Below are 22,755 nucleotides of genomic sequence, written 5' to 3'. Positions count from 1 at the left end.
AACTATAGAAAAAGGACTTCCTATCGTTTTTAGGAAGTCCTTTTTCTTATGAGTTGTGTTTTTCCAAAACCTCTTGTGTTAACTTATTAATACGTTCAACACACTGTTCATAATCAGTTAATCGTTCTTTTAATTGTTCTACTTCATCGATTGAACGACGATCTCTTTGCCCCTGTGAAGGTACATATTCAACCTTCAGCTTTTCTAACTGAGCAATTAATTCATCAAATGTTTTCAACCCTTGACCTTTCATATGATCATTCGAACTTTGCGACACGGTAAAGTGATCGTTAAATTTCTTACGATCTTTCTTCGCTAACTCAATCGCTTGTTTATATTGCTTTCGTAAATTAGCGTTCCACCTAAATCCACATGCTTGCGGAGTTCTAGATAGTTTTTTGCCGACATCTTCAAAGGCTTTCATCTGCGTTTTACCTTCTCTTATGTATCGAATGACCATTTCTGCTAATAATAAATCTTCATCTCTAGTCCATGCATCTTGTCGAGTTGACACGTCGCCTCCTCCTTCGCTCACGGTCTTTACTTCCAACCTATGCAACAAACGAAGGAGATAGACACATTATTTTTCGTTTCTCTTAAAAAAATTAGCGACAGCCTCTTTATGCTCTCGACTAACCCACATGTGACTACATGCTTCGACCTCTTTATCCATTCTTATTTTAAGCATTTGTAAATCTTGATTCGTTAGCCATTGAGACTTCCAATGTCTTAACTGCTCATAGCTTCTTTTAATATATGGCTCAATTAGCGGGTGATTAAATTCTAGTTGTTCACTACTAAATACACCTTGAGCGAATCCTATTTCTTTTAACTGTACAGCTGAACGGACATCTGCATTTACTAACCAATAATAAGCTTCTTGAGGATGGATCCGTTCATATAACAATGTTCCGCCTCCCCAACCAGTCGATATAGCCAACTGACCTTGAGTGAACCCATAAGTACCCGTTTCATTAACAAACCTAAAATCACACGCAGAGGCTAACTCCATTCCTCCACCTCTTGCCAATCCGTTCATCCAACCTATTGTTGGCATAGGTAAAGTCGTGATTTTCCATAATACATTTTGCATTTTTTTCAACAAATGATGCGCTTCTTCTTGTCCAATATCACCATGAAAGTCGTTTAAGTCACCTCCAGCACAAAAAGCTGGACTAGAACCAGTAATCATTACTAATTTAGTTTGTTGATCACGATGAAGTTGATCAATGATTTGATCTAACTGTTCAATTAATTTTAACGAAATCGCATTTCGTTTCTCTGGTCGATTCAATGTAACAATAGCTGTTTGATTGTTTTGGTCTAGATATAGTAATACATCATCACTCATTCCAACCCCACCCTTATATATAGATCTCTTCTAATACAAAAAAAGATGCCTCCATTACGAGACACCTTTACTTGGTTGAATTACTTCTCAACAACTTCTTTACCGTTGTAGTTTCCACATTCTTTACAAACGTGGTGAGGTTTAGCGTACTCGCCACAGTTTTGACATTCTACCATACCTGGTAAATGTAGCTTCTTGTGAGTACGACGTTGGCGCTTAACTTTTTTAGAAGTTTTTCTCTTTGGTACTGCCATGTGTTACACCTCCCTTTAACTCATCAGACCCAATATTATCAAGGATCAATCATTTCATTTCTTATCGTTTTTAAGGAATTGTTTTAAAGATGAGAGTCGAGGATCTACTTTTTGATTCTGTTCTTGTTCTTGCTCGAACTTTTCTTGCTGCATAGCATCTTGTTCTAAGTATTCATCTTCACCTAGAACGGTAAATCCTTCTTGCTCACCAACGACATCCTCGATTTTAGTTTCTTCACTAAAAACGCGAATAGGAACTTCCAATAGAATATTTTCCTTGATATAAGGCGTTAAGTCAAGAACTTCTCGGTCAATAAAATGAATCTCATCTTCTTCAGAGGCTTTATAACTTTCTGTTGTGAATAGTTCATAAGCCTCTACATGAAATGGATAAGGTACATCTACTAACGTTCTAGCACACGGTAAAACCATTGTGCCATCTACATTTAAACGAAACGTATAAATGCCTTGCTCCAATGTAGCTTCACCACTTACTTCAACGTCAGATATTTTTCTAATGTCTTGATCCATCTCAGATAAATCAGATACATTAACCGTTTCCGAGAAAGAATACGGTTCACTAGCCTTTACTTTTTGTAGTGCAATTTGCATATTAATCACCTCAAGGCAACAAGAGTTATTTTAAAAGGAATTGCTCCTTTTGTCAATATTTTTTCTTAACAGCGGTTGTTTTATATCCCTTTATATATAGTAGTTTCCCCAAACATATAAAGTTGTACTTGTTTTTTATGCAATTTATTTCTAACATAGAATTAAACTATGTAAAAAGGTCGTGATTAATGTGAAATCATGTGGACTCATTGTTGAGTATAATCCATTTCATAACGGGCATTTTTACCATCAAGAATCATCACGACAAAAAACAGATGCCGAAATTACTGTTGCTGTCATGAGTGGCTCATTCCTACAAAGAGGTGAACCAGCAATAATTGATAAATTCGCAAGAACGAAAGCGGCATTAAGTCACCAAGTGGACGTTGTTTTGGAATTACCTTTTATTTATGCCGTTCAATATGCTGACCTTTTCGCTCACGGGGCTATATCAATACTGAATGCGCTCGAAGTTGATTACGTCTGTTTCGGAAGTGAATCTGGAGACATTCAAGCATTTAAGGACCGTTACACGCATTTTAAAGAACATGAAGAACAATTTCAATCATTATTACAAGAAAATTTAAAGCAAGGTTATTCATTCCCTCAAGCAAGTACTGAGGCTTATGATGCCATTGGACTTCGCTCAAAAGAGCTTGACTTAGGACAACCTAACAATATTTTAGGTTTTAGTTATGTTAAAGCTATTCAAAATTTAAACAGCGATATAATTCCTGAAACGATCCAACGTACTAAAAGTGGCTATCATGATGAAACAATTGATCATGACATCGCCAGTGCAACAAGCATACGACAGGAGATTGTCAGCACGAAAAAATTAACCAAAAAAGCTGAGCAAGCATTGCCAAGTGAAACTGTGAATCAGTTAAGTCTTTATCAGCAAAATAGCGGGAGTTGGCATGATTGGGAATTATACTTCCCTTATTTACAATTAATTGTTCAATCAAAATCAGAACAAGAACTCAGAGAAATTCATGGCATGATCGAAGGTATAGAATATAAACTAAAACAAACAGTTAATCGTGTTACAAACTTCCAACAATGGATGGAACAATTAAAGACTAAGCGTTACACATGGACTAGACTACAAAGAATGTTTGTTCATTTGTTAACTAATACGACAAAAGATGAGGTTGAGGCATACAAAGGCTTAACAGAGCCTCCGTACATACGTCTGTTAGGAATGAATGAACAAGGTCGAGCTTTTATTAATCAAAAGAAAAAACAAATTGATATTCCAATCATTTCTAACTTACAACAAGGGAATCACCCATTAATTAAAATTGAAGAACGGGCAACAGATGCTTATTATAGTGTTATTAATCCCGAACAGCGGACTAAATTAAGAAAACAAGAATTAACTGGACCGATTATGATTAAATAAACAAATGCCCATTAGCACAAAGCTAATGGGCATTACTTTTATTCTAAATTATTTAAGTAATCAAGTGCATCTTGGAAAGTGTCCACTGGCACGATTTCTACATTTGTATCAATTTCTTCTGCTTTTTCTACCGCTTCATTATAATTGGAACCTTCACGACCATTTTCATGAGCTGCAAAGAAGATGTCAGCCCCATCACGATCAGCTGATACTACTTTCTTATCAACCCCACCAATGCGATAAATATTACCTTCGTAGTCAATTTCACCACTTCCGACAATCGTTCTTCCCTTAGTAATATCATCCATCGTTAAACGATTATATACTTCTAAAGCAAACATTAAACCAGCACTAGGTCCACCAATTTGACCGCTTTCATATTCAACTTCTGGTGTGACATGAACGTCACGGTCTGTTACAAGTGATACACCCATGCCAGGTCGTTCAGGGTCATCAGGAAAGGCATCAAGTTCAAATGAAGTTGTCAACTCTTCACCATCTCTTACAAAAGTAACTTCAATCTCGTCTCCAACAGACATTGCGCTCGTTTCATCCACAATCTCCTCTGAGGATGATACCGTTTGCCCGTTTATTCCGATAATTTCATCACCAATTTCCAAGTAGCCATCAGCAGGCATATCTTCTACAACCATCGCAACAAAAGAACCTTTGTAGTCAATCGTTATATCCCCACCTGCTGCTTCAAAAGCGACTACAGTAGCAGCCTCTTGAGAGCTTTCCATATGCTGTAACTGGGCTTCCATATACTCTTCTTGACTGATTCCATGAGGCCTAACTTGTTCTAATTCAACGATGTCATAATGAGGTCTGATTTGAGCCCACAGATAATACAACGGTGTTGCTTGCCCACCTCGAACTGTAACTAAATGTAACTCCCCTTCACCTTCAAAACTATCTTCCATTTCAACAACAGACGATAACGGTGTCGTATCACCAGGTTGGTATATGTAATAATCAAGTTGGTAATATGAAAGAAAGAGAGCTAAACCGATCGTAACAATTAACGTAATGACTTGTTTTTTATTATTAAACATAATTTATTCATTCCAACCTTTCATCGCTCGCTTAATTGATTGTATGTGCTTTTCTGCTTCTTTTTCACCCTTGGCGATAATTTCTCCAACATTTGAATAGTTGCGTGAACTAAATTCATATACTTCAGGTCGTATTACAAAATCTGCGTCCATTACTAAGTGACTCGTCATATCATCTTGCATAATGTCAATACTTTGCATAATAATATCATAAATTGAATGGATATCTGTATTTTCTTCAAACTTTGAACAATCGACAGCAATAATTATATCTGCTCCCATCTCACGCACAACTGAGATCGGAACACGATCGGTAACACCACCATCGATTAATAGACGGCCATCTACTCGTTCCGGAACGAAAACTCCAGGAATTGATATGCTAGCACGAACAGCTGTTGCAGCATCGCCTTCGCGGAAAATCACACGTTCTCCATTATGTACATCAGTTGCTACAACGGCTACAGGTATATTAAATTGTTCCAAGTTTTTATTATATGTAAACATGCGAATATAGGATTTAATTCGCTCCCCTTGAATTAAACCCATTTTAGGAACCGTTATATCCATGAAATATTTTTGCCTAAAATTTAAAGCTAAATTATAAAGGTCACTAACTTTTTGACCAGCCCCATAAAAAGATCCAACTAACGCCCCCATGCTACTACCTGCAATATAATCAATTGGAATGTTATGTTCTTCAAAAACTTTTATAACACCTAAATGAGAGAATCCTCTAGCACCACCTGACCCTAATGCTAGACCAATTTTAGGTCTGGACAACTATAAACACTCCCTTCTATTCCTAGTTCATACTGCATAGTGTTGTATAAGTATGGATTAAAATCTTTGTATCTATTTATAAATATTTTACTACTCTTGTCTGTATTCGTACAGTTTGATGTTAATAGGAGGACAAGCGGTGATATCAAAAATAACTTCTATTCTATATGCTACAGCAGCAACCTTTCTCGCAGTTGCTATTATTTCTTTTCCTGATCAATCATTCGAAGCTTCAATCCGAGGGTTAAATTTATGGCTTGAAATTGTATTTCCTTCATTACTACCATTTTTCATTGTTGCTGAGCTGTTATTAGCTTTTGGAGTAGTGAAATTTATCGGAGTACTATTAGAACCTCTCATGCGTCCTCTCTTTAACGTCCCAGGGGCTGGAGGAGTTGTTATGGGAATGGGGCTAGCTAGTGGGTACCCATCAGGTGCAAAGATTTCTGCCCGCTTAAGACAAGAAAATGTCCTTACAAAAACTGAAGCAGAACGATTAGTCGCCTTCACAAACGCTTCAAACCCATTATTTATTTTTGGTGCAATTGCTGTTGGTTTTTTCCATGATCCGAAATTAGGATTCCTGATTGCGATCTGTCATTATTCAGCTTGTATACTAGTTGGATTATGTATGAGATTTTATAAACGTAACGAAGATGATCGAACTGAAGATGACCAAAGAAACATTCGTGGGTCAACTTTTGGACGAGCACTTTACGCCTTACACCATCACCGAACGTCACACTCTGAACCACTAGGTAAAATTTTAGGTGACGCCGTTATGTCTTCTATTCGAACACTCGTTATGATCGGTGGATTTATTATTTTATTTTCTGTTTTAAACAAGCTGTTATTCTTAACGGGTGTATCGTCAGTTATTGCTAGCTCAATCGAAAAGGTCTTAACTATTTTTGCTCAACCTAAAGAGTTAGCTCTTCCTTTACTAAGTGGTGTATTTGAAATTACGTTAGGTGCTCAAATGATTGCTCAAACGGATCATGCTACATTGTTTGCTCAAGTTATATTAGTCAGTGCAATACTTGCTTTCAATGGATTATCTATTCAATCACAAGTCGCAAGTATACTGGCCAATACCGACATTCGTTTCGCACCGTATTTTATCGGAAGGTTACTACATATAGTATTCGCTGTAATTTTAGTAATAATTCTATTTAAGCCATTATACGTTGAAAGAACAATGCTTTCTCCATCCGATATACCGGTTGATACACATACTGACTACACTGGATTATCTGTTATCGCGCTTGAATGGCTAAGTCAATACGGGCCATTAATTACGATCGGAACCATTTTAGTAGGATTCCTCATCTTACTTCGTAAAAGCCACCCATAATCAAAATAAAAGGTGACCTCAAATAGTTTTGAGATCACCTTTTTATATTATGACTTCCCGTTTTCCTCTTTTATTTGTTGCTCTTGAAACCAACGAGTAAGTGCCGTCTTATTTATTTTACCGACATGGGTTTTCGGGAGTTCATCAACGAAATAGAAAGCTTTAGGAATTTTGTATCGACTTAATTTCTCTTCACAATAAATTTCAAGTTGTGCACCATCAAGGTTAAGGTTACTAGTCGATATGTAAGCTACGACTTTCTCACCCCATAGCTCATCTGGCACTCCAATTACAGCTACTTCTTGTATGTCACAATGTGATGCAAGCCAATGTTCTATTTCTAACGGAAAGATATTTTCTCCACCTGATATAATCATATCTTTCTTACGACCGACAATATAAACAAACCCGTCTTGATCTCGCCTCGCCAGATCTCCTGTTTTCAACCACTCGCCATGTAATTGTGCCATCGTTTCTTCTTCTTGGTTCCAATAATATTCAAATAAGTGTTTTCCTCTTAACCAAAGCTCACCAACTTCATTAACTGATACTGAATCACCTGCATCATTGACGATATCAATGTCATTAAACATCATCTCTTGGCCAACTGAACCTTTTTTCAAACGAGCATCTCCTGGTTCAATATAAAAATTGTTTGGCCCTGCTTCAGTTAAACCATACCCTTCTCTAAATTGAAGTCTCTTATTTTCGAATCGTTCATAAATAGTTAATGGGCAAGGTGCTCCTCCTGATAAAAACACTTTCATATGTGGAAAATCATTTTCTTTAAATATTAATGACTCTGTTATGAACTGATACATCGTTGGAATAAACAACACAATAGTACAACGATACTTAATTAAATGTTCAACTGCTTGATCTGGGTCAAAATGGGCATGAATAATAACTTGACCTCCAGCCATTAAGATTGGTATTGATAGTGCATTTAATCCTCCCGTATGAAACATCGGGATAGCAGTTAACGTTCGGTCATCTTTCGTTAAGCCCCAACTAATAATTGTATTTAACGCATTCCACATAATCGACCTGTGACTTAGCACAGCTCCTTTCGGCTTACCTGTCGTGCCACCAGTATAAATCATTGCCAAAGGGTCTGTTTCACACAAAGAGACTTCATCTATTACTTGTCGATCCAAATCATACATGTAATTTGAATGATCAATAAGTAATGTGTTGTATGTTTTATTAAGCCATGCTAACGATTGTTCAAATTCCGGGTGAATAATGACCAACTTAGGATCACTATCTTGTAAGACATAGGTTAATTCATCTTTCGATAGCCTCCAATTTAACGGTACAAAAATTGCACCTACCTTCAAACATGCAAATAACGTGTCGAAATAGCTAATATGATTAAGTGATAATAAAGCAATACGATCACCTTTTTGTATCCCACTATGTTTTAACCCTTCTGCTAAAACAGTTGCACGGTCATTTAATTCTTCATAAGACAAAGAAAGTTGAGCTTGCACATCAACGACAGCTTCATCATTTGGGTATAACTGTGCTCTTGACTGTAACCAATCTAATTCGCCTAGCATGTCTAGTCGCCCCCTTAAACATCATGTATATTCAGTTTAAAGAAGACTAGTTACAATACAGTTACAAAGCCTCTCATTAAAAAACCAGGTTAGCTCAACACCAACCTGGTCGTTACTCACATCATAATCGCACCGTCTACATTAATTACTTGGCCATTTACATAGTCTGAATCATCACTTGCTAAATATAAATAAGCTTTAGCTATATCTTCAGGTTGTCCGAGACGCCCCATTGGTACTTGCTTTTTCAAACCTTCAATAATATGCTCAGGGACTGATTCAACCATCGAAGTCTCTGTAAACCCTGGCGCTACAGCATTTACATTAATTTGTTTGCGACCTAATTCTTTTGCCCAAGTTTTCGTCATCCCGATTAAGCCTGCTTTCGCTGCTGCATAATTCGTTTGTCCAACATTACCGTATGTACCTGAAACAGAAGAAGTGTTTATTACTTTACCTTTGCCTTGCTCTAATAAATAAGGTAAAGCCGCTTGTGTACAATGAAAAACCCCCGTTAAGTTAACATCAATTACTTGTTGGAAATCTTCCACACTCATTTTTGATAACATTCCATCTCGTGTTATACCAGCATTATTAACGAGAATATCAATCTTTCCGTATTGTTTAATAACTTGTTCGATCATATGATCAACACTAATTCTGTCTGCAACATTTACTTGAACAAACATGACATCGAAATCTTCATTCTGTAATTGTTGCGCTTTTTCCTTGCCTGTTTCAACATCGAAATCAGCTAATACAACTTTAGCTCCTTCTTTACCAAACAAATTAGCTGCTGCATACCCTATTCCATTTGCCCCACCAGTTATAATAGCAACACGCCCATCTAGCCTAGCCATTGTATGTCAATCCTTTCGTAAGTAGTTTTCAATTGATTCTGTAAGTAATGATAGATCATCTACCATTGGTGAGTGCCCACAATTCGTAAGTTCAACATATTCAACATCACCTGTTAAATCTTCTAATATTTCATCTTTCATAGTTGATAAGACAACGTAATCTAAGTCACCGTGCATGACTAGGACTGGAACATCAATTTGATCAACATCCCCTGTTCCATCAACTAACCCATTATGAACGTGACTTATATTAAAATGATTTAAAGCATGATAACACTCAGCAATATTCCTCTGAGTTAAGATATCTTCTAAATACTCATCATAGTGGTTCGGTTCTGGTTTTTTCTGTGTATAGATCGCCGCATCCCACACCATTTTCATCGTTTCTTTATCACCGTTTTGCTGTGCTGCTTCCATCACTTTCGTTTTCATTGGATCTTGTTTAATTTGATCATACGTTTCTAGTCTATTACTCACATCTGGTGTTCCGTCTGGGTTAGTAGCATAAAAGGGATAGCCTCTAGTTGACCCTGATGCTAGTAGCATTAATTTCTCACACGGTTGGTCATACATGGCACAGTATTGCATACCAATTGCACCTCCCATTGACCAACCCAAAATAGCGTACACATCAAGTTCTAATTCATCAACAAACTCTTTTACAACTTTTGCAAAATCTTCAATGCTATTAATCTGGTGATTGTAAGTAGACTGACCAAACCCCGGTAGATCTAAAGGAACAAGTGTATACTGCTCATCTAAGTTGTCTAATAATAAGTCCCAATGTTTAGAAGAAACCATATTACCGTGAATTAACAAAATTGTCTTGTCCCCACCAGCACGAGTGCGGTAAGCAATTGTTTCACCTAATGGTAAATCAACGTAGTGTAACATGAACAAATCCTCCTTCTAACCCCATCTAATGACTGATGCACCCCAAGCATAGCCTATACCAGCGCTCACAAGGACGACCACATCACCATCTTTAAGCTTATTTTGTTCTTGTGCTAACTGTAATGATAGTATTTGGTCAATTTGCCCGATATGACCATAATGCTCAAGGTAAATCGTTTGTTCATCATTTAATCCTAATTCATCTAAAATATATTGATGCGCAGACCGCTTCATGTGCAAAATGGCTAAATAATCTATATCTTCTTCAGTAAAACTAGACCGGGATAATGCTTCTCTAATTACATTCAAGAAATTTTTCATTGATTTTTCTTCTAACCGGCTTTTCATTCCATCAGGATCTAATACATCTAATTGATAGTAATTCGATTCTAATACTTCTTTCGACATTGGAAGCTTAGTTCCTCCCCCAACGACGACAACATCTTCTGAAAAAGAGCCATCAGTGATGATTGACGTTTCATGTAGTTGGTTACGCTCATAATTTTCTTTTAAAATAATCGCACCACCACCGGCACTTAAGTTATACATAAAGCGTGTTCTAGGGTTCTCAAAATCAATAAAGTCCCCATTTCGATAACCGCCTGCTAACAATACAGTTTTAATATTTGTATCAGCAACCATTAACGCTTTTGCGACTTTTAACGCCATAATAGTCGTACCACACCTTAGTGCTACATCAAACGCCCACGCACGATCACACCCCAGTTCTTCCTGCATTTTTATACTCGCAGTCCACAATGGGTACTCTTTATACTCTTCACCGATATATATGATTAGATCTATCTCTTCTGGTTTCACATCGCATTTCTCAAAAGCTTGCCTAGCCGCTTTGATCCCCATCTCAGCCGTATGATCTTCTAGTCCTGGAATCGGTTTTTCTTGGATCCCCATTTTCTCTTTCACAACATCAACTGGTAACTGAGATTTATTCGCTATTTCTTCTCCTGTCATTCTTTCCTTTGGTATATATATTCCTGTTGCTACAACACCAACGATCGAATCCATCACCATTCTCCTTTACTCACCGATCACTTTCTCCATGTATTGATAAGCATCATACAATGAATCAAAATAAGTTTCAGTATCACTTTGTACATTTACGACTTTCACTTTAATGTGAGGGCTTTCACTTAATTGAATTTGTTGATAGCGGATGACAAAAGAATGGATACATAACTCTTGCATTGATCGCCCTCCTTTAATTTTTAGCTGATTGTTTTTCAACTTGTTTAACACGTTGTTTCATTTTTCTTTCATGCATTTTCTTTTGAATCGTACCAACAATACCATTCGGGAAGAAAATAACGACTAATATAAAGATAATTCCGAATAGAATAACCCATCTTTGGAAAATCCAATGAACACTAGCTAAATCGGATAGAAAGTGATGTGATAAATTCATAATCGCCGACCCTAAGATTGGGCCAACTAATGTACCGACCCCACCAATAATTGTCATTAACAAAGCATCCAATGTCACTTCAATATCAAACACTTGGGTATTAACAAAACGTAAACTAACAGCGTATAACACTCCTGCTAAGGCTGCGATTACACCTGAAACGACACTAATTAACACTTTATAGGGCATAATTCTAAAGCCAAGTGATTCAACTCTCTGATCATTTTCTCGAATACCTACAAGCACTCGACCTAATGGTGATTCTGTCAGCCTCTTCATACCAAAGAATAATAGAACCATAGAAAGGAGTGTAAATAAGTAAATCACTACATTCCGATGATCTTGTAGGACACCTGGTAATTCAGGGATTCGAAACGTGAATCCATCATTCCCCCCTGTAACCGAACGCCACCTTTCAGCAATATATAAAAACATTCCGGCTAAAGCTAACGTAAGCATGGCATAGTAATGGCTTTTCAACTTAAGCGTTAACACACCTGCTAAAAAAGCAACAATACCCGATATGATAACTGCAACGACAACACCTAATAAAAAACTACTAAACGTTGAATCAAGCCTGCTCATCGTAACCGCAACACTATAAGCTCCAATACCGAAAAACATCGCATGACCAAATGAGACGATTCCAGTATACCCAAGCAACAAGTCATAACTCATAGCGAAGATAGCAAAGACAAATATTTGAATCATTAAAAATAGAAACCAACGATCATCTTTAACGAACGGCAGCAACATTAATACAAAAGCAATCAACAAATAAACCCAGGTTGAAGTCTGTAGACGTTTCATCATTTATTTGACACCCCGCTTATGTTAAATAATCCTTGTGGGCGGAATATTAAGACGATCAACATAATAATCATCGTGACGACCATTGATAAAATCGGCATATAGTATGCTGTAAACGTGTTTGCTAACCCTACTAACAATGCGGCTAGTAATGAGCCTGGAATACTGCCCATTCCACCGATAATAACAACAATAAATGCAAAGATTCCGAACTCTAACCCCATTTCTGCATATATGGCACCTGAGCTTGGTGCAAATAAAGCTCCACCTAGTGCAGCTAACGCAGAACCTACCATGAATACGAGAACGAATACTAGTTTAATATTAACGCCAAGAGCTTGAATCATATCTTTGTTCATAACACCAGCTCGAACAATTAAACCGATTTTCGAATACTTCAGCACACTGTACATAACAATAAATAAAATCAACCCAACTGCAATAATAAACGCTCGGTATTTAATAATCGTAATATCACCGATCATCCAGCTACCTTGAAACATTTCTGGTGTTGGTGCATTAATAATATTTGGACCGAAAACGACCTTTAACATCTCTGTTAGCACTAACATAAAGCCTAACGTTATTAATATTTGACGTATGTGGTTTCCGTAGACGGGTCGAACAATGAGCAGTTCCGTCAACCACCCTAATAACAGACCTGTAACGATTGCACCTAACAAACCTAACCAAAAGTTATCTAGTAATACATAAAAGAAAACACCACTATAAGCTCCCCAAGCAAACAATCCACCATGAGCAAAGTTAAGAACGCTCATAAGTCCGAATATCAAGGTTAAGCCTGATGCAATTAAAAAAATCAACATCCCCATGGCGATTCCATTTATGGCAAGGTTAATAAACAGTTCCATTGCTTTCCCCCCTTAGCCAATACCTAAGTATTTTCGCTTTAACTCCTCATTTTCATTTAACTCTTTCATATATCCATCATGTACTGATAAACCATCATCAAGAATATAAAAACGATCGCCCAAACGGTTAGCCATATAAAAGTTTTGTTCCACTAAAACAACGGTTGTGTGATCCTTTATTTTTTCAACCGCTTCAATTACTTTCTCAACCACAACAGGTGCTAACCCTTTACTCGGTTCATCAATTAATAGCAAATCAGTCTCATTAACAAACGCTCGTGCTATAGATAACATTTGCTTTTGTCCACCACTTAATTGACCACCAGGCTTCTTCCAAAACTTTTTCAAATCCGGGAACAATTCTAGTGACCACTCAAGCCGCTCTTTTGTAGCGTCATCCTCATGCATCATAGCAACGCGCATATTTTCTCCTACTGTTAATTCGTAGAAAATTCCTTGATCTTCAGGTACATAGCCAATTCCTTTCTTGGCAATTTTATAGGTTGGCGTACTCGTTATATCTTCACCCTTTATAAATACGTGACCGGATGTTGCTGGGTTAAGCCCCATAATTGTTCTTAAAGTCGTCGTTTTACCTGCACCATTTCGCCCTAACAATAGCGTGAGCTCGCCTTTTTGCACTTCAAAATTGATATTTTGTAAAATGTGAAACTGTTCAATATAGGTGTTTGCTTTCTCCACTCTAAGTAGTGGTTGAGTCATTAGGGTCACCTCCAATATAAGCAGCTTGAACGGTTTCATTGGCCATAATTTCTTCTGGTGTCCCTTCCGCTAATAACTCTCCGTTAAAAAGCACCATCATTCGATCAGATAAATCTAAAACCATATCCATCTTGTGCTCTATTAGTACAACCGTTCGATCTTCTTGTTCTTTAATATTTTTAATTACATTTAATATTGCTGGAACTTCTTCTAACGACATGCCAGCAGTCGGCTCATCCAACAGTAAAACTTCAGTATTTAAAGCAAGTAACATCGCTATTTCTAACTTGCGCTTCTCACCGTGTGATAAACTCGCTGCTGGAATTTCTGCTTTTTCTGCTAATAAAACTGTTTCTAATAGATTCATAGCCTCTTCTTCAAACTGACGATAACTCTTAAAATGTCTAAACAAATCAAACCGAACTTGTTCTCTAGATTGAATGGCTAACCTTACATTTTCTAATACCGTAATGTTTGGAAATACGTTAGTAATTTGAAATGATCGTCCAATCCCATTACGTGTTCGTTGAATGACTGAGTGTTTCGTTATATCTTCTCCTTTATAAAACACCCGCCCCTTAGTAGGAGACAGTTGCCCACTTAGTAAATTGAAAAAAGTCGTTTTACCAGCGCCATTAGGACCAATGACAGATGTAAATATATTTCGTTTTATGTCGATCGATACGTCACTAACAGCCCAGTGACCGCCAAATGCTATAGACAAATCTTCTGTTTTAATAATCGTCTCCACAATACCTCACCGCCTTCACCAATTTATGTATAAGAATGAACTTCAGTAATGCTACTGAAGTCCACCCTTCTAAAAAGGTTATTCTCTTTCATTTAAAATTGGAGGTTCCGTTTCATCAGGAGAAAGTTCTCGAATCAATGTAGGCACAGGATAGTCATAGCCTTCACGCTCTTCTAAAGTGATGGCATATAACGTTTGTAAAGCTTGATGATCCTCAGGTCTGAAGGTCATCGTACCTTTCGGCGATTCAAAACTCATACCTTCCATAATGTCAATTAATTCATTAGCATCAGTTGAACCATCTGATTGTTCTAGTGCTTCCATAATTGCTAATGCGGCACTCATACCACCTGGTGTGAATAAATCAGGAACCGTGTCGTGACGCTCTACCATTTCATCAACTAACCAGTCATTCACCTCATTATCTGGTAGGTCATGATAATAAACTGTGAATCCTTCCATTCCTACTAATTCACCCATTGTCGATAATGCAGCAATATCAGGTGCACCTGTAGAAATTTGAATACCTCTATCTTGTAAATTCATATCAGCAATTTGATTCCACGGACTGTTAGCACCTGCCCAAATAACAAACATATAATCAGGGTCATGTTCAATTACACGTTGAATGTTAGGTGTAAAATCCGTTGCATCAGGGTCAACGAATTCTTCTAGCACAACTTCAGCCCCTAATTCTTCAGCGGCATTAGTAAAAGCTTCTACTCCATCCCAACCAAATGCATAGTCAGGAGCGAACGTTGCAATAGTAACGCCTTCTTCAGCAATTGCTGCTGCACCCGCTACTGCATCTTGTGATGAGTTACGACCTGTTCTAAAAATATAAGGATTAAATTCACTACCTGTAATGCTGTCCGCTACTGCTGGTTCAACGACCATAATCGTCTCATACTCTTCAGCTAAACCAATTACTGATAACGTATCACCTGAATCAGAAGAACCAACTAAAAAGTCAACACCTTCATCATCTAGTAATTCTAAAGCACGTTGCCTTGCTACATCGGATTGTGTCTCAGTATCAGCAAATACTACTTCAATCTCTCTTCCATCAAACTCCATAGTTCCATCAGTTGCGTACTCAATACCTAACTCAAAACCTTGCTGCGTTTGAACACCGTACGCTTCTAGTGGACCTGATAATGAAGCTAAAACACCTATCTTAATTGGACCTTCTTCATCTGATCCCGCTTCATCTCCACAAGCAGACAATAAAATAACCGCAAATAAGGCCACAATTAATAGTCCGCTAAACCTTTTCAAAGACATGTTCATTCCCCCTATTTTTAAAATTTCAAGCCTTGTCAGCTTGGATTCAGTTTAAAATGACAGAGTTACAAATGAGTTACACACGAATAAAGCTGCCCACTCGGACAGCCTTGATTAATCACTTTATCAACTCATGCATATCAATTGTTGCTTGAGTCGGTTCAATATCCAATTCTTCTATTAATACAGACTGACACTTGTTAAACCATTTAATAGCCTGAGGTCTATTATCTTGACGATAATAACTATACATAATTAACCGATATGCCTCTTCCCATGTCTGATCGATTTGTAAAATTTTAAAGCACCATTTCAAACAAAGCTCATATTCTTCTAAACGTGTTGCAATTTGTGCTAGTTTTTCTGCAGCCTGCAAGTATTGTACTTGTATTCGTTCTCGCTCACTAACAACCCAATCAGCAGTTCTTCGATGAGCTAAGTAATCTCCTTCATATAATGTTAAACCTTTTACTAATAGATGCCTTGATTTACTTGGAACTTGTTCATCCAGTCCCGCTTCAACATACCGCTCAAAGTCATCTAGATCTAGTTCATATGTTGATTCTGGGTTAATCCGGTATGTGCTTCCATTCCGCTCGATAAAATAAGACTCTTGTCTTACGCGGCGTTTAGGTTCCAACACTTTTAACAAACTATTTAATGTTACTTTAAATTTTTTATTCGCGCTTTCTTCTGTTTCACCTGGCCACAAACTTTCAAAAATCTCCTCTTTAGCTAACACTTTATGACGCTTTGTTACAAACAACTCAAGCAGTTCTTTCGCCTTATCTCGTTGCCAGTCTTGTACTAATTGACGACCTATTTTTACTTCAAATGAACCTAATGTTTTGATTTGTAGCGTATATCCGGGGTGGTGCTCTAACTGTCCTAAATCTAACTCATCAATTAGTCGAATGACATATGAACGATGGATGTTTTCTTTCAAGCAGTAATGAAACATTGGAGCGATCACTTGTAAATCTTGAGGGCCTGTTAAAGTCCTAGATTTTAAGAAGAATTCATAATCGCCAGTTTGCATGATCGTTAAAAACTTGGAAAAACATGTTTTAAACAACTTAGTATCATTCTCTTGAAAAGCTAAGTAGGCTTCCCAGAAATTAATAACCATCAGTCCATGTTGGTCTTCACAACTCTCAAAATGAGACCTTGCTTCATTAAAAAACTGTTTCGCTTGTTCTGGACGATTACCATAAGCAGCAGCCAACCCTAAGCATAGAAGGATAAGAGCAGACAACCATTGATCATGCACTTTTTCCGTTTCTTTTAAACCGTTTTGTCCTGCTTCTAATGCTTGTTCATACTTACCTTCATTGCCATACATTAAGCAAAGTCCCATGTAAGGCTCGGCCATTCCACGCGATACGTTTAGGTTTTGCATAATATTTAAGGCTTGTTTGTAACAAGTTTGAATCGTTTCGCTATCATAACGCTCTAATAAATGAGAAGCATGACCGAGTCGCATCCAACCACATGCTTCAACGAATGGTGAGTTATTTTCGATGCCCTGCTGCAATCCATACTCAGCATACTTTTTACCTTCTTCTGACTCCCCTAACATACAACAAATAATCGATAATAAAATGTCTGTTTCACGATGGGATTTCGGCAATTGGCTCATGTTTTCAGAGCTAAATCTCTCTTTTTGTTCTATTAAGTATTGTTTAGCTTGCTTTAACCGACCTGTTCTTAAGTAGATTCTAGCCTTTAAATTAACTTGATCAACAGGCAAATTAGCATCCTTGGCTTTTTCTAACCAAGTCTCAGCCTTGTTTGCAGAACCTAAGTTTAATAGATTTTCACCTAACATGTAGTAAAGTCGAGCTAATTCCTTTTCATCCACAGCAAGTTGTTCTCGATACTCAATTGCTCGTTCCAATATTCGCTTCGCTTGAATCGGACGAATAGTATCTAAGTAAATTTTAGCCTTTCCTTCATATGCTAAACTTAATAAATATAGATGATCACGCTCTCTTGATTGATCAATTACCTGCTGATAAATCAGTTCCGCTTCATCATACCTAGAACGGTAACGAGCAATTTCAGCTTTAAAGTATAGCAAAATAGTTGTTCTTTCTATTTCATATTCAGGTAACTTCTTTAAGTAATTATTTAACGTTTCAAGCTGACCATCATTCAACATCTTGATACCATATGTCTCCAGCAGTTCTGAGACTTCTTCATACTCTTGAACTTCTAAATAATGTCCAATTGCTAATTCGACATCACCTTTTTTGTAATAATAATGCGCTGCTTCATATTGGAGCTGATTATATTCTTGGTGGGAGATTGATTGTAGTCTTCTAACTAAAAAAGTTTTAAATAGAGGGTGGTATTGGTATTGTTCTGTTCCAATTTTTGAAATCATTAAATTTTGTTTCAATAACGTGTTTAAAATTTCATCAGATCCGCCAACTTTTAGTAAATTATCACATGAGGCCCCTGACAGTTCATCTAATATACTCGTCTGAATTAAAAATGTCTGTGTAAGCTTCGGTTGCTTATTTAATACTTCATGCAACATATAGTCATCTAAACTAGATCTATATAATTCATTTTCTTGAAAACCATTTATTATATGATCACCTTGTTCTAATTGCTGAATAAAGATTGAACATGCTGCAGGCCAACCTTCTGTTAATCGATAGATTCTTTGGATCTCTTCTTCATTTATTTGGAAATTATATAAGTCACAAAACAAATGATCTATTTCTTCTTCAGTAAGTTTTAAGTCACTCGGCGTTATTTCTAGCAATTCTCCCCTTACTTTTAATTGGGATAAGCATCCCCAACTAGGTTTGTAACGAGAGGATAAAATAATATGGATATGGCTTGGAATGTTCTCTAATAATAACTCAACCCATTTAACGACTTTTGGTGTTTGAAACACAACTTGAATGTGATCAATAACAATAGTTAGCTCGTCTATCTGTTCAAGTTCATCAACAAATTCAGTTACTAAGCTCCAAATATCTCGATCTTTTATTGACCGTTCAGAGTGACCAAGTTTGTTAACTAACTCTTCACCGAAAGTCGAATAAGACCCTTTCACAGCATGAATTAGCTTTGCCATAAAAAAGACTAAATCTTGATCATATTCTGAGACAGTATACCAACTTACATTGTCTTTTGTAGAATGAACATACTGACTTAAACCAACACTCTTACCGTAACCTGCTCCAGCATGGATAAAGGTAACAGGGTAATTGGTTACTTGATTTAATTTTCTTTGTAAATTAAGTCGAGTAATAAATTCATCTCGATCTTTTAAAGGTGTAAATTGAGAGGCTAAAGTCGGGACTATGTCCACTTGAATCAACCTACTTCCTTTTTTCTAAAATTTCTGTATTTTCATTCTAACATATGACAATGTGATTACGAATATTTAAGTCTTAAGTTAAAAAATGCCCAGTTATTAAAGCTAACTGGGCAACGTCTTATTTATTCTTTTGTAAGTACTTCTGCTTCAATGCATCTTCAACTGGTTTCGGTACAAGATCAGATACGTCTGAATGATAACGAGCCGCTTCCTTAACCATACTAGAGCTTAAGAACGAATACTTATTGTTTGTCATCATAAATAGCGTTTCAATGTCTTCGTTTAAATGACGGTTCATAGATGTAATTTGCATTTCGTATTCAAAGTCACTAACTGCTCTTAATCCTCTTAAGATCGCAGCAGCATTTTTCTCTTTCGCATAATCCACTAATAAACCATGACTGACATCCACTGACACATTGGTTAACCCTTTGGTAGCTTCATTGATTAACGCTAACCTTTCATCAACAGTGAAAAGCGGTGACTTTGATTGATTATTAAACACAGCTACGATCACGTGGTCAAACACTTGAGAGCCACGTGTAATAATATCTAAATGACCGTTTGTAATTGGATCGAAACTTCCTGGGCAAATGGCTACTTTATTCATGATCTTCCTCCTAAATTGTAAGAAAAAATTGTAACAGCAATCGTACTACTGTATGTATCTTGTTTGACGACTTCAAATTGTTTTAAGTCTATAGGAAGCTCATCTTTAGGGTCATGCTCACAAATAACCATCGCTTCCTCAACTAACACGTCAGCTTTAAGTAGTTGATTAAAGATTTTATCAAATGGCACTTTGCGATAAGGTGGATCTAAAAATATATAATCAAACTTCTTACCATGCTTACCGGCGGCCTTAATTGCTCGAATTGCATCATTTCGAAAAATCTCACATTGATCGTTTATCTTGAGTTTCTTTACATTATCTTTAACCGTTTGAATAGCAGGATTCTGGTGGTCTACAAATACGACTGAACTCATACCTCTACTTATTGCTTCAATACCTAAATTACCACTACCTGCGAATAAATCTAAAGCAGTTCCTCCATCGAAATAAGGGCCAATTTGATGGAATAATGATTCTTTAACTTTATCTGTTGTTGGTCTTGTTTTCATGTTAGGAACCGCTTTTAACGGATGCCCTTTAAAACGACCAGATATAACTCTCATCTCATCACCAACTTCACGTTTCTACTTCATACTATTTCCATAAATCATCAATAAATAATGAACTATTTAGCAACTAAAAAATATAAAGACAAATGTATAAAAATAATGAACCTGGTAAAACTGTCTATTAGGAACGGTATTTGAGGAAATCCGTTCTATTCGGAGAAGTCTTATCATTCCCCATAAGACCTTCTTCCGGTTTCTCCTCTCCCTTTTTGTACTCTTTGCATATGCAAAGAGACTTTGGCTCTTTTTCAATAGTATTGGAAAAGAGCCATTTTTTTATTTAATTCGGATCTCTTCATCAGAAAATGAAAACGTAAAATCAAATAAACCCTCTATTAAAGAATAGTCGACATATAAGTCACTTCCATACTGAAACCATGTATCAGGCTGAACAGAGTAGCGTTGATCATTAATTGTATACACATCTCGATTCACATAAAAACGATAACGATCATTTTCATATTGTATAAACCACTCGCTTCTTCCATTAACATTAAAACCATTAAGTTCTGCCAGTTCAATAATGTCTTCAACACTTACATATATACCCTCATTGTTTAACCTAACTGATAAGTCTACTTCTTGTTCATCAAAATAAACCGTTCTCAAGTCAATACCAGATAGTGGTAGTAACGTGTTAGATTCATGATTTTGTTTAATGAAATCAACCTCATATCCTAAAATGTCACTCAGCAGTTGATCAATATAGTTCGGTAAAGTTTCATCAACTTGCTTCGTCTGTTGTACAAGTATATTGAGCAATTCGTCTTGCTGCTCTTCTGTTATTTGCTGAGAAAACTCTTCTACCACTTGCCCACCTTCACCGATTAAGAAATAATTAGCTAACTCATTTACAACCCAATCATAATCATCACTGTAGTTTTTCGTAATTGATTTTAAATGACTTTTTAATACCTCAGAATTAACACGGTCAACGTCATTGACTATAACTATTTCACTTAAAGTTACTGATTCAAGTCGCTCACTAATAACGACTAACCGATTATGAAACAGTTCTTCATATTTCAAGAAGTCATTTTCTTGATCAGGAAGCTCTTCTACTTCAGTAGAATATATACCTGTACCTGCTATTTCTTCGACTAACTGCATGTCCTCATAAAACTTATATAGAGGTAAGTTTTGCTCATCATATAGACGCCATTCATAATAATGAATCGATTCTCGCTTACTTGATATCACTGGTTTACTGGAACTAAGCCATTTGCCTTCTTTGTTAGCTGAAAGAGATACTGTTCTTTCTTTTGTTAAGTCGGCAATTTGAACCGGCTGTAAATTAATTAACCAGTCTTGATTATATTTAACTTCTGATATCAATGATTTAATTGGCGCTTCATATGTAACCGTTAGATCATTTAAGTTTTCGACAACTAAGGTCTCACCCTCTTCTATTTCACAACCTTCACTATTTACACAAGATAAATTCGTAATAAATTGTGGGAGTTCTGCTTCAAAATTGCCTTCATTCAACCCATTGATTTTATGTTCAATTATTAAGTAATCACTTTGTTCCTCAATAGTTATTTGTTCTTCGATCTTTTCCTCATCGGATTGCGCCGACATATTTAGATGATCTTGCCATTGATAAAAACCTAACAATATACTCGTAACTAATAAAAATATTAAAATGCCTGTAAGAGCTCTCATTTAAGGCTCTCCTTCTTCATTACAATTGTAATAATTTTTTCAATTATTTCCGTTATCATTTTACCAAAATCGACATCAAGTTACTATGTTTAATTAACAAAAAATCATTTCCGTGCTAAAGTATTGATGAAGTATACAAAGGAGGGTCCGTATGACACAACATTTTATTAAATTAGGTGAAGGATACGGAGATGTTTATGAATTAATTACACTAATTGATTCAATGCCAAGTCGGGTTAAACATTTACTGGCTTTTCATACACATAAGCAAGGACAAGATGTTACATCAATTGCTGCTATATTAAATCCTACTTCTATTGGTCATTTTCAACCTGTTTACATTTGTTTAGAAGGGATACCGAAACCAAAAGAAGGTCACAGTAACGTAAGATATGATGCTTTTAAGTCAGTTAGCGAGCGAATTGATGTCAATATTATTGAACTTGAAGTACAACCATCAACAACATATTATGATGAACAACTGTTTTATCAGCAGCTTATTGCTGTATTAAGATTAAACCACCTGTTGCCACCTATTTAAACAAAAAAAGAGTGAGGACCATGCTCCTCACTCTTTT

23 protein-coding genes are annotated in these 22,755 nt (G+C 36.5%); 3 read left to right on the top strand and 20 right to left on the bottom strand.

All coding sequences use genetic code 11. The features are described 5' to 3' along the window. Positions 1–46: 46 nt before the first annotated feature. From AHA02nite_RS02905 to AHA02nite_RS02890, 4 genes are all read right to left on the bottom strand, one after another. Positions 47–514: an RsfA family transcriptional regulator gene (locus AHA02nite_RS02905; RefSeq protein ID WP_146814221.1), complete on the bottom strand. Its 468-nt coding sequence runs from the start codon at positions 512–514 to the stop codon at positions 47–49. Positions 515–580: 66 nt separating this feature from the next. Beyond that, positions 581–1,351 carry an enoyl-CoA hydratase/isomerase family protein gene (locus tag AHA02nite_RS02900; RefSeq protein ID WP_146814219.1) on the bottom strand — a complete coding sequence of 257 codons (771 nt, stop codon included), beginning with the start codon at positions 1,349–1,351 and terminating at the stop codon, positions 581–583. A gap of 80 nt (positions 1,352–1,431) precedes the next feature. Further along, positions 1,432–1,605: a 50S ribosomal protein L32 gene (gene rpmF / locus AHA02nite_RS02895; RefSeq protein WP_017187868.1), complete on the bottom strand. Its 174-nt coding sequence runs from the start codon at positions 1,603–1,605 to the stop codon at positions 1,432–1,434. Positions 1,606–1,659: 54 nt separating this feature from the next. Beyond that, positions 1,660–2,217, bottom strand: a complete 558-nt coding sequence (locus AHA02nite_RS02890; RefSeq protein WP_146814217.1) for a YceD family protein — start codon at positions 2,215–2,217, stop codon at positions 1,660–1,662. A 190-nt stretch (positions 2,218–2,407) separates the two neighbouring features. Between AHA02nite_RS02890 and AHA02nite_RS02885 the strand changes: the two genes are divergently transcribed. Continuing rightward, entirely contained in the window at positions 2,408–3,622 is a 1,215-nt protein-coding gene (locus tag AHA02nite_RS02885) for a nucleotidyltransferase (protein WP_146814215.1), read from the top strand. A gap of 38 nt (positions 3,623–3,660) precedes the next feature. Here the strand turns inward: AHA02nite_RS02885 and AHA02nite_RS02880 are convergent, their stop codons facing one another. Together AHA02nite_RS02880 and AHA02nite_RS02875 are read right to left on the bottom strand one after the other, a co-directional pair. Next, the gene (locus tag AHA02nite_RS02880; RefSeq protein ID WP_146814213.1) at positions 3,661–4,677 is read right to left on the bottom strand and encodes a SepM family pheromone-processing serine protease; all 1,017 of its coding nucleotides are present in this window, start codon (positions 4,675–4,677) and stop codon (positions 3,661–3,663) included. A gap of 3 nt (positions 4,678–4,680) precedes the next feature. Next, positions 4,681–5,460, bottom strand: a complete 780-nt coding sequence (locus AHA02nite_RS02875; protein ID WP_146814211.1) for a patatin-like phospholipase family protein — start codon at positions 5,458–5,460, stop codon at positions 4,681–4,683. A gap of 139 nt (positions 5,461–5,599) precedes the next feature. Here AHA02nite_RS02875 and ylbJ point away from each other — a divergent pair, with 139 nt between their 5' ends. Beyond that, positions 5,600–6,814: a sporulation integral membrane protein YlbJ gene (ylbJ, locus tag AHA02nite_RS02870; protein ID WP_146814209.1), complete on the top strand. Its 1,215-nt coding sequence runs from the start codon at positions 5,600–5,602 to the stop codon at positions 6,812–6,814. Positions 6,815–6,861: 47 nt separating this feature from the next. Here ylbJ and AHA02nite_RS02865 read toward each other — a convergent pair whose 3' ends face one another. From AHA02nite_RS02865 to AHA02nite_RS02805, 14 genes are all read right to left on the bottom strand, one after another. After that, complete coding sequence (locus AHA02nite_RS02865; protein WP_146814207.1) at positions 6,862–8,376, bottom strand: class I adenylate-forming enzyme family protein; 1,515 nt, start codon at positions 8,374–8,376, stop codon at positions 6,862–6,864. 116 nt (positions 8,377–8,492) lie between these two features. Then, positions 8,493–9,236 (bottom strand): 3-oxoacyl-ACP reductase FabG, encoded by a 744-nt coding sequence (gene fabG / locus AHA02nite_RS02860; protein ID WP_146814206.1) that lies wholly within the window; start codon positions 9,234–9,236, stop codon positions 8,493–8,495. 6 nt (positions 9,237–9,242) lie between these two features. Further along, the gene (gene phaZ, locus AHA02nite_RS02855; protein ID WP_146814204.1) at positions 9,243–10,130 is read right to left on the bottom strand and encodes an intracellular short-chain-length polyhydroxyalkanoate depolymerase; all 888 of its coding nucleotides are present in this window, start codon (positions 10,128–10,130) and stop codon (positions 9,243–9,245) included. 15 nt (positions 10,131–10,145) lie between these two features. Further along, complete coding sequence (locus tag AHA02nite_RS02850; RefSeq protein WP_146814202.1) at positions 10,146–11,156, bottom strand: 3-oxoacyl-ACP synthase; 1,011 nt, start codon at positions 11,154–11,156, stop codon at positions 10,146–10,148. A 12-nt stretch (positions 11,157–11,168) separates the two neighbouring features. Further along, entirely contained in the window at positions 11,169–11,336 is a 168-nt protein-coding gene (locus AHA02nite_RS15045; RefSeq protein ID WP_170235955.1) for a hypothetical protein, read from the bottom strand. 13 nt (positions 11,337–11,349) lie between these two features. Then, entirely contained in the window at positions 11,350–12,366 is a 1,017-nt protein-coding gene (locus AHA02nite_RS02845) for a branched-chain amino acid ABC transporter permease (RefSeq protein ID WP_307724914.1), read from the bottom strand. Then, the gene (locus AHA02nite_RS02840) at positions 12,363–13,235 is read right to left on the bottom strand and encodes a branched-chain amino acid ABC transporter permease (RefSeq protein ID WP_146814200.1); all 873 of its coding nucleotides are present in this window, start codon (positions 13,233–13,235) and stop codon (positions 12,363–12,365) included. The genes AHA02nite_RS02845 and AHA02nite_RS02840 overlap by 4 nt, the downstream gene beginning before the upstream one ends. 12 nt (positions 13,236–13,247) lie before the next feature. After that, positions 13,248–13,958, bottom strand: coding sequence for an ABC transporter ATP-binding protein (locus AHA02nite_RS02835; protein ID WP_146814199.1), 711 nt, complete (start codon positions 13,956–13,958; stop codon positions 13,248–13,250). After that, complete coding sequence (locus AHA02nite_RS02830) at positions 13,939–14,709, bottom strand: ABC transporter ATP-binding protein (protein ID WP_146814197.1); 771 nt, start codon at positions 14,707–14,709, stop codon at positions 13,939–13,941. Before AHA02nite_RS02830 ends, AHA02nite_RS02835 begins: the two co-directional genes overlap by 20 nt. Positions 14,710–14,787: 78 nt before the next feature. Continuing rightward, positions 14,788–15,993, bottom strand: coding sequence for a substrate-binding domain-containing protein (locus tag AHA02nite_RS02825; RefSeq protein ID WP_146814195.1), 1,206 nt, complete (start codon positions 15,991–15,993; stop codon positions 14,788–14,790). Positions 15,994–16,111: 118 nt separating this feature from the next. Beyond that, positions 16,112–19,321, bottom strand: coding sequence for a BTAD domain-containing putative transcriptional regulator (locus AHA02nite_RS02820; protein ID WP_146814193.1), 3,210 nt, complete (start codon positions 19,319–19,321; stop codon positions 16,112–16,114). A gap of 127 nt (positions 19,322–19,448) precedes the next feature. Next, positions 19,449–19,940, bottom strand: coding sequence for a pantetheine-phosphate adenylyltransferase (coaD, locus tag AHA02nite_RS02815; RefSeq protein WP_146814191.1), 492 nt, complete (start codon positions 19,938–19,940; stop codon positions 19,449–19,451). Continuing rightward, positions 19,937–20,506 carry a 16S rRNA (guanine(966)-N(2))-methyltransferase RsmD gene (gene rsmD / locus AHA02nite_RS02810; RefSeq protein ID WP_146814189.1) on the bottom strand — a complete coding sequence of 190 codons (570 nt, stop codon included), beginning with the start codon at positions 20,504–20,506 and terminating at the stop codon, positions 19,937–19,939. The genes coaD and rsmD overlap by 4 nt, the downstream gene beginning before the upstream one ends. A gap of 282 nt (positions 20,507–20,788) precedes the next feature. Further along, positions 20,789–22,177 carry a hypothetical protein gene (locus tag AHA02nite_RS02805; protein ID WP_146814187.1) on the bottom strand — a complete coding sequence of 463 codons (1,389 nt, stop codon included), beginning with the start codon at positions 22,175–22,177 and terminating at the stop codon, positions 20,789–20,791. A gap of 151 nt (positions 22,178–22,328) precedes the next feature. Between AHA02nite_RS02805 and AHA02nite_RS02800 the strand changes: the two genes are divergently transcribed. Continuing rightward, a complete protein-coding gene (locus tag AHA02nite_RS02800; RefSeq protein WP_146814185.1) occupies positions 22,329–22,718 on the top strand; it encodes a DUF7147 family protein in 390 nt (129 codons plus the stop codon). The last annotated feature ends 37 nt before the right edge of the window (positions 22,719–22,755 follow it).

It is taken from the genome of Alkalibacillus haloalkaliphilus, assembly GCF_007991275.1.
GTDB classification, from domain to species: domain Bacteria; phylum Bacillota; class Bacilli; order Bacillales; family Alkalibacillaceae; genus Alkalibacillus; species Alkalibacillus haloalkaliphilus.
The sequence above is the reverse complement of the archived record's forward strand: the minus strand, read 5'-3'. Positions and strand labels throughout refer to the sequence as shown.

What these genes read in the sequence shown, in the direction of transcription:
- AHA02nite_RS02900 (WP_146814219.1), bottom strand. Translation starts at nt 1,351, where the DNA reads ATGAGTGATGATGTATTACTATATCTAGACCAAAACAATCAAACAGCT.
- rpmF (WP_017187868.1), bottom strand. Translation starts at nt 1,605, where the DNA reads ATGGCAGTACCAAAGAGAAAAACTTCTAAAAAAGTTAAGCGCCAACGT.
- AHA02nite_RS02890 (WP_146814217.1), bottom strand. Translation starts at nt 2,217, where the DNA reads ATGCAAATTGCACTACAAAAAGTAAAGGCTAGTGAACCGTATTCTTTC.
- AHA02nite_RS02880 (WP_146814213.1), bottom strand. Translation starts at nt 4,677, where the DNA reads ATGTTTAATAATAAAAAACAAGTCATTACGTTAATTGTTACGATCGGT.
- AHA02nite_RS02865 (WP_146814207.1), bottom strand. Translation starts at nt 8,376, where the DNA reads ATGCTAGGCGAATTAGATTGGTTACAGTCAAGAGCACAGTTATACCCA.
- fabG (WP_146814206.1), bottom strand. Translation starts at nt 9,236, where the DNA reads ATGGCTAGGCTAGATGGGCGTGTTGCTATTATAACTGGTGGGGCAAAT.
- phaZ (WP_146814204.1), bottom strand. Translation starts at nt 10,130, where the DNA reads ATGTTACACTACGTTGATTTACCATTAGGTGAAACAATTGCTTACCGC.
- AHA02nite_RS02850 (WP_146814202.1), bottom strand. Translation starts at nt 11,156, where the DNA reads ATGGATTCGATCGTTGGTGTTGTAGCAACAGGAATATATATACCAAAG.
- AHA02nite_RS15045 (WP_170235955.1), bottom strand. Translation starts at nt 11,336, where the DNA reads ATGCAAGAGTTATGTATCCATTCTTTTGTCATCCGCTATCAACAAATT.
- AHA02nite_RS02845 (WP_307724914.1), bottom strand. Translation starts at nt 12,366, where the DNA reads ATGATGAAACGTCTACAGACTTCAACCTGGGTTTATTTGTTGATTGCT.
- AHA02nite_RS02840 (WP_146814200.1), bottom strand. Translation starts at nt 13,235, where the DNA reads ATGGAACTGTTTATTAACCTTGCCATAAATGGAATCGCCATGGGGATG.
- AHA02nite_RS02835 (WP_146814199.1), bottom strand. Translation starts at nt 13,958, where the DNA reads ATGACTCAACCACTACTTAGAGTGGAGAAAGCAAACACCTATATTGAA.
- AHA02nite_RS02825 (WP_146814195.1), bottom strand. Translation starts at nt 15,993, where the DNA reads ATGTCTTTGAAAAGGTTTAGCGGACTATTAATTGTGGCCTTATTTGCG.
- coaD (WP_146814191.1), bottom strand. Translation starts at nt 19,940, where the DNA reads ATGAATAAAGTAGCCATTTGCCCAGGAAGTTTCGATCCAATTACAAAC.
- rsmD (WP_146814189.1), bottom strand. Translation starts at nt 20,506, where the DNA reads ATGAGAGTTATATCTGGTCGTTTTAAAGGGCATCCGTTAAAAGCGGTT.
- AHA02nite_RS02805 (WP_146814187.1), bottom strand. Translation starts at nt 22,177, where the DNA reads ATGAGAGCTCTTACAGGCATTTTAATATTTTTATTAGTTACGAGTATA.
- AHA02nite_RS02800 (WP_146814185.1), top strand. Translation starts at nt 22,329, where the DNA reads ATGACACAACATTTTATTAAATTAGGTGAAGGATACGGAGATGTTTAT.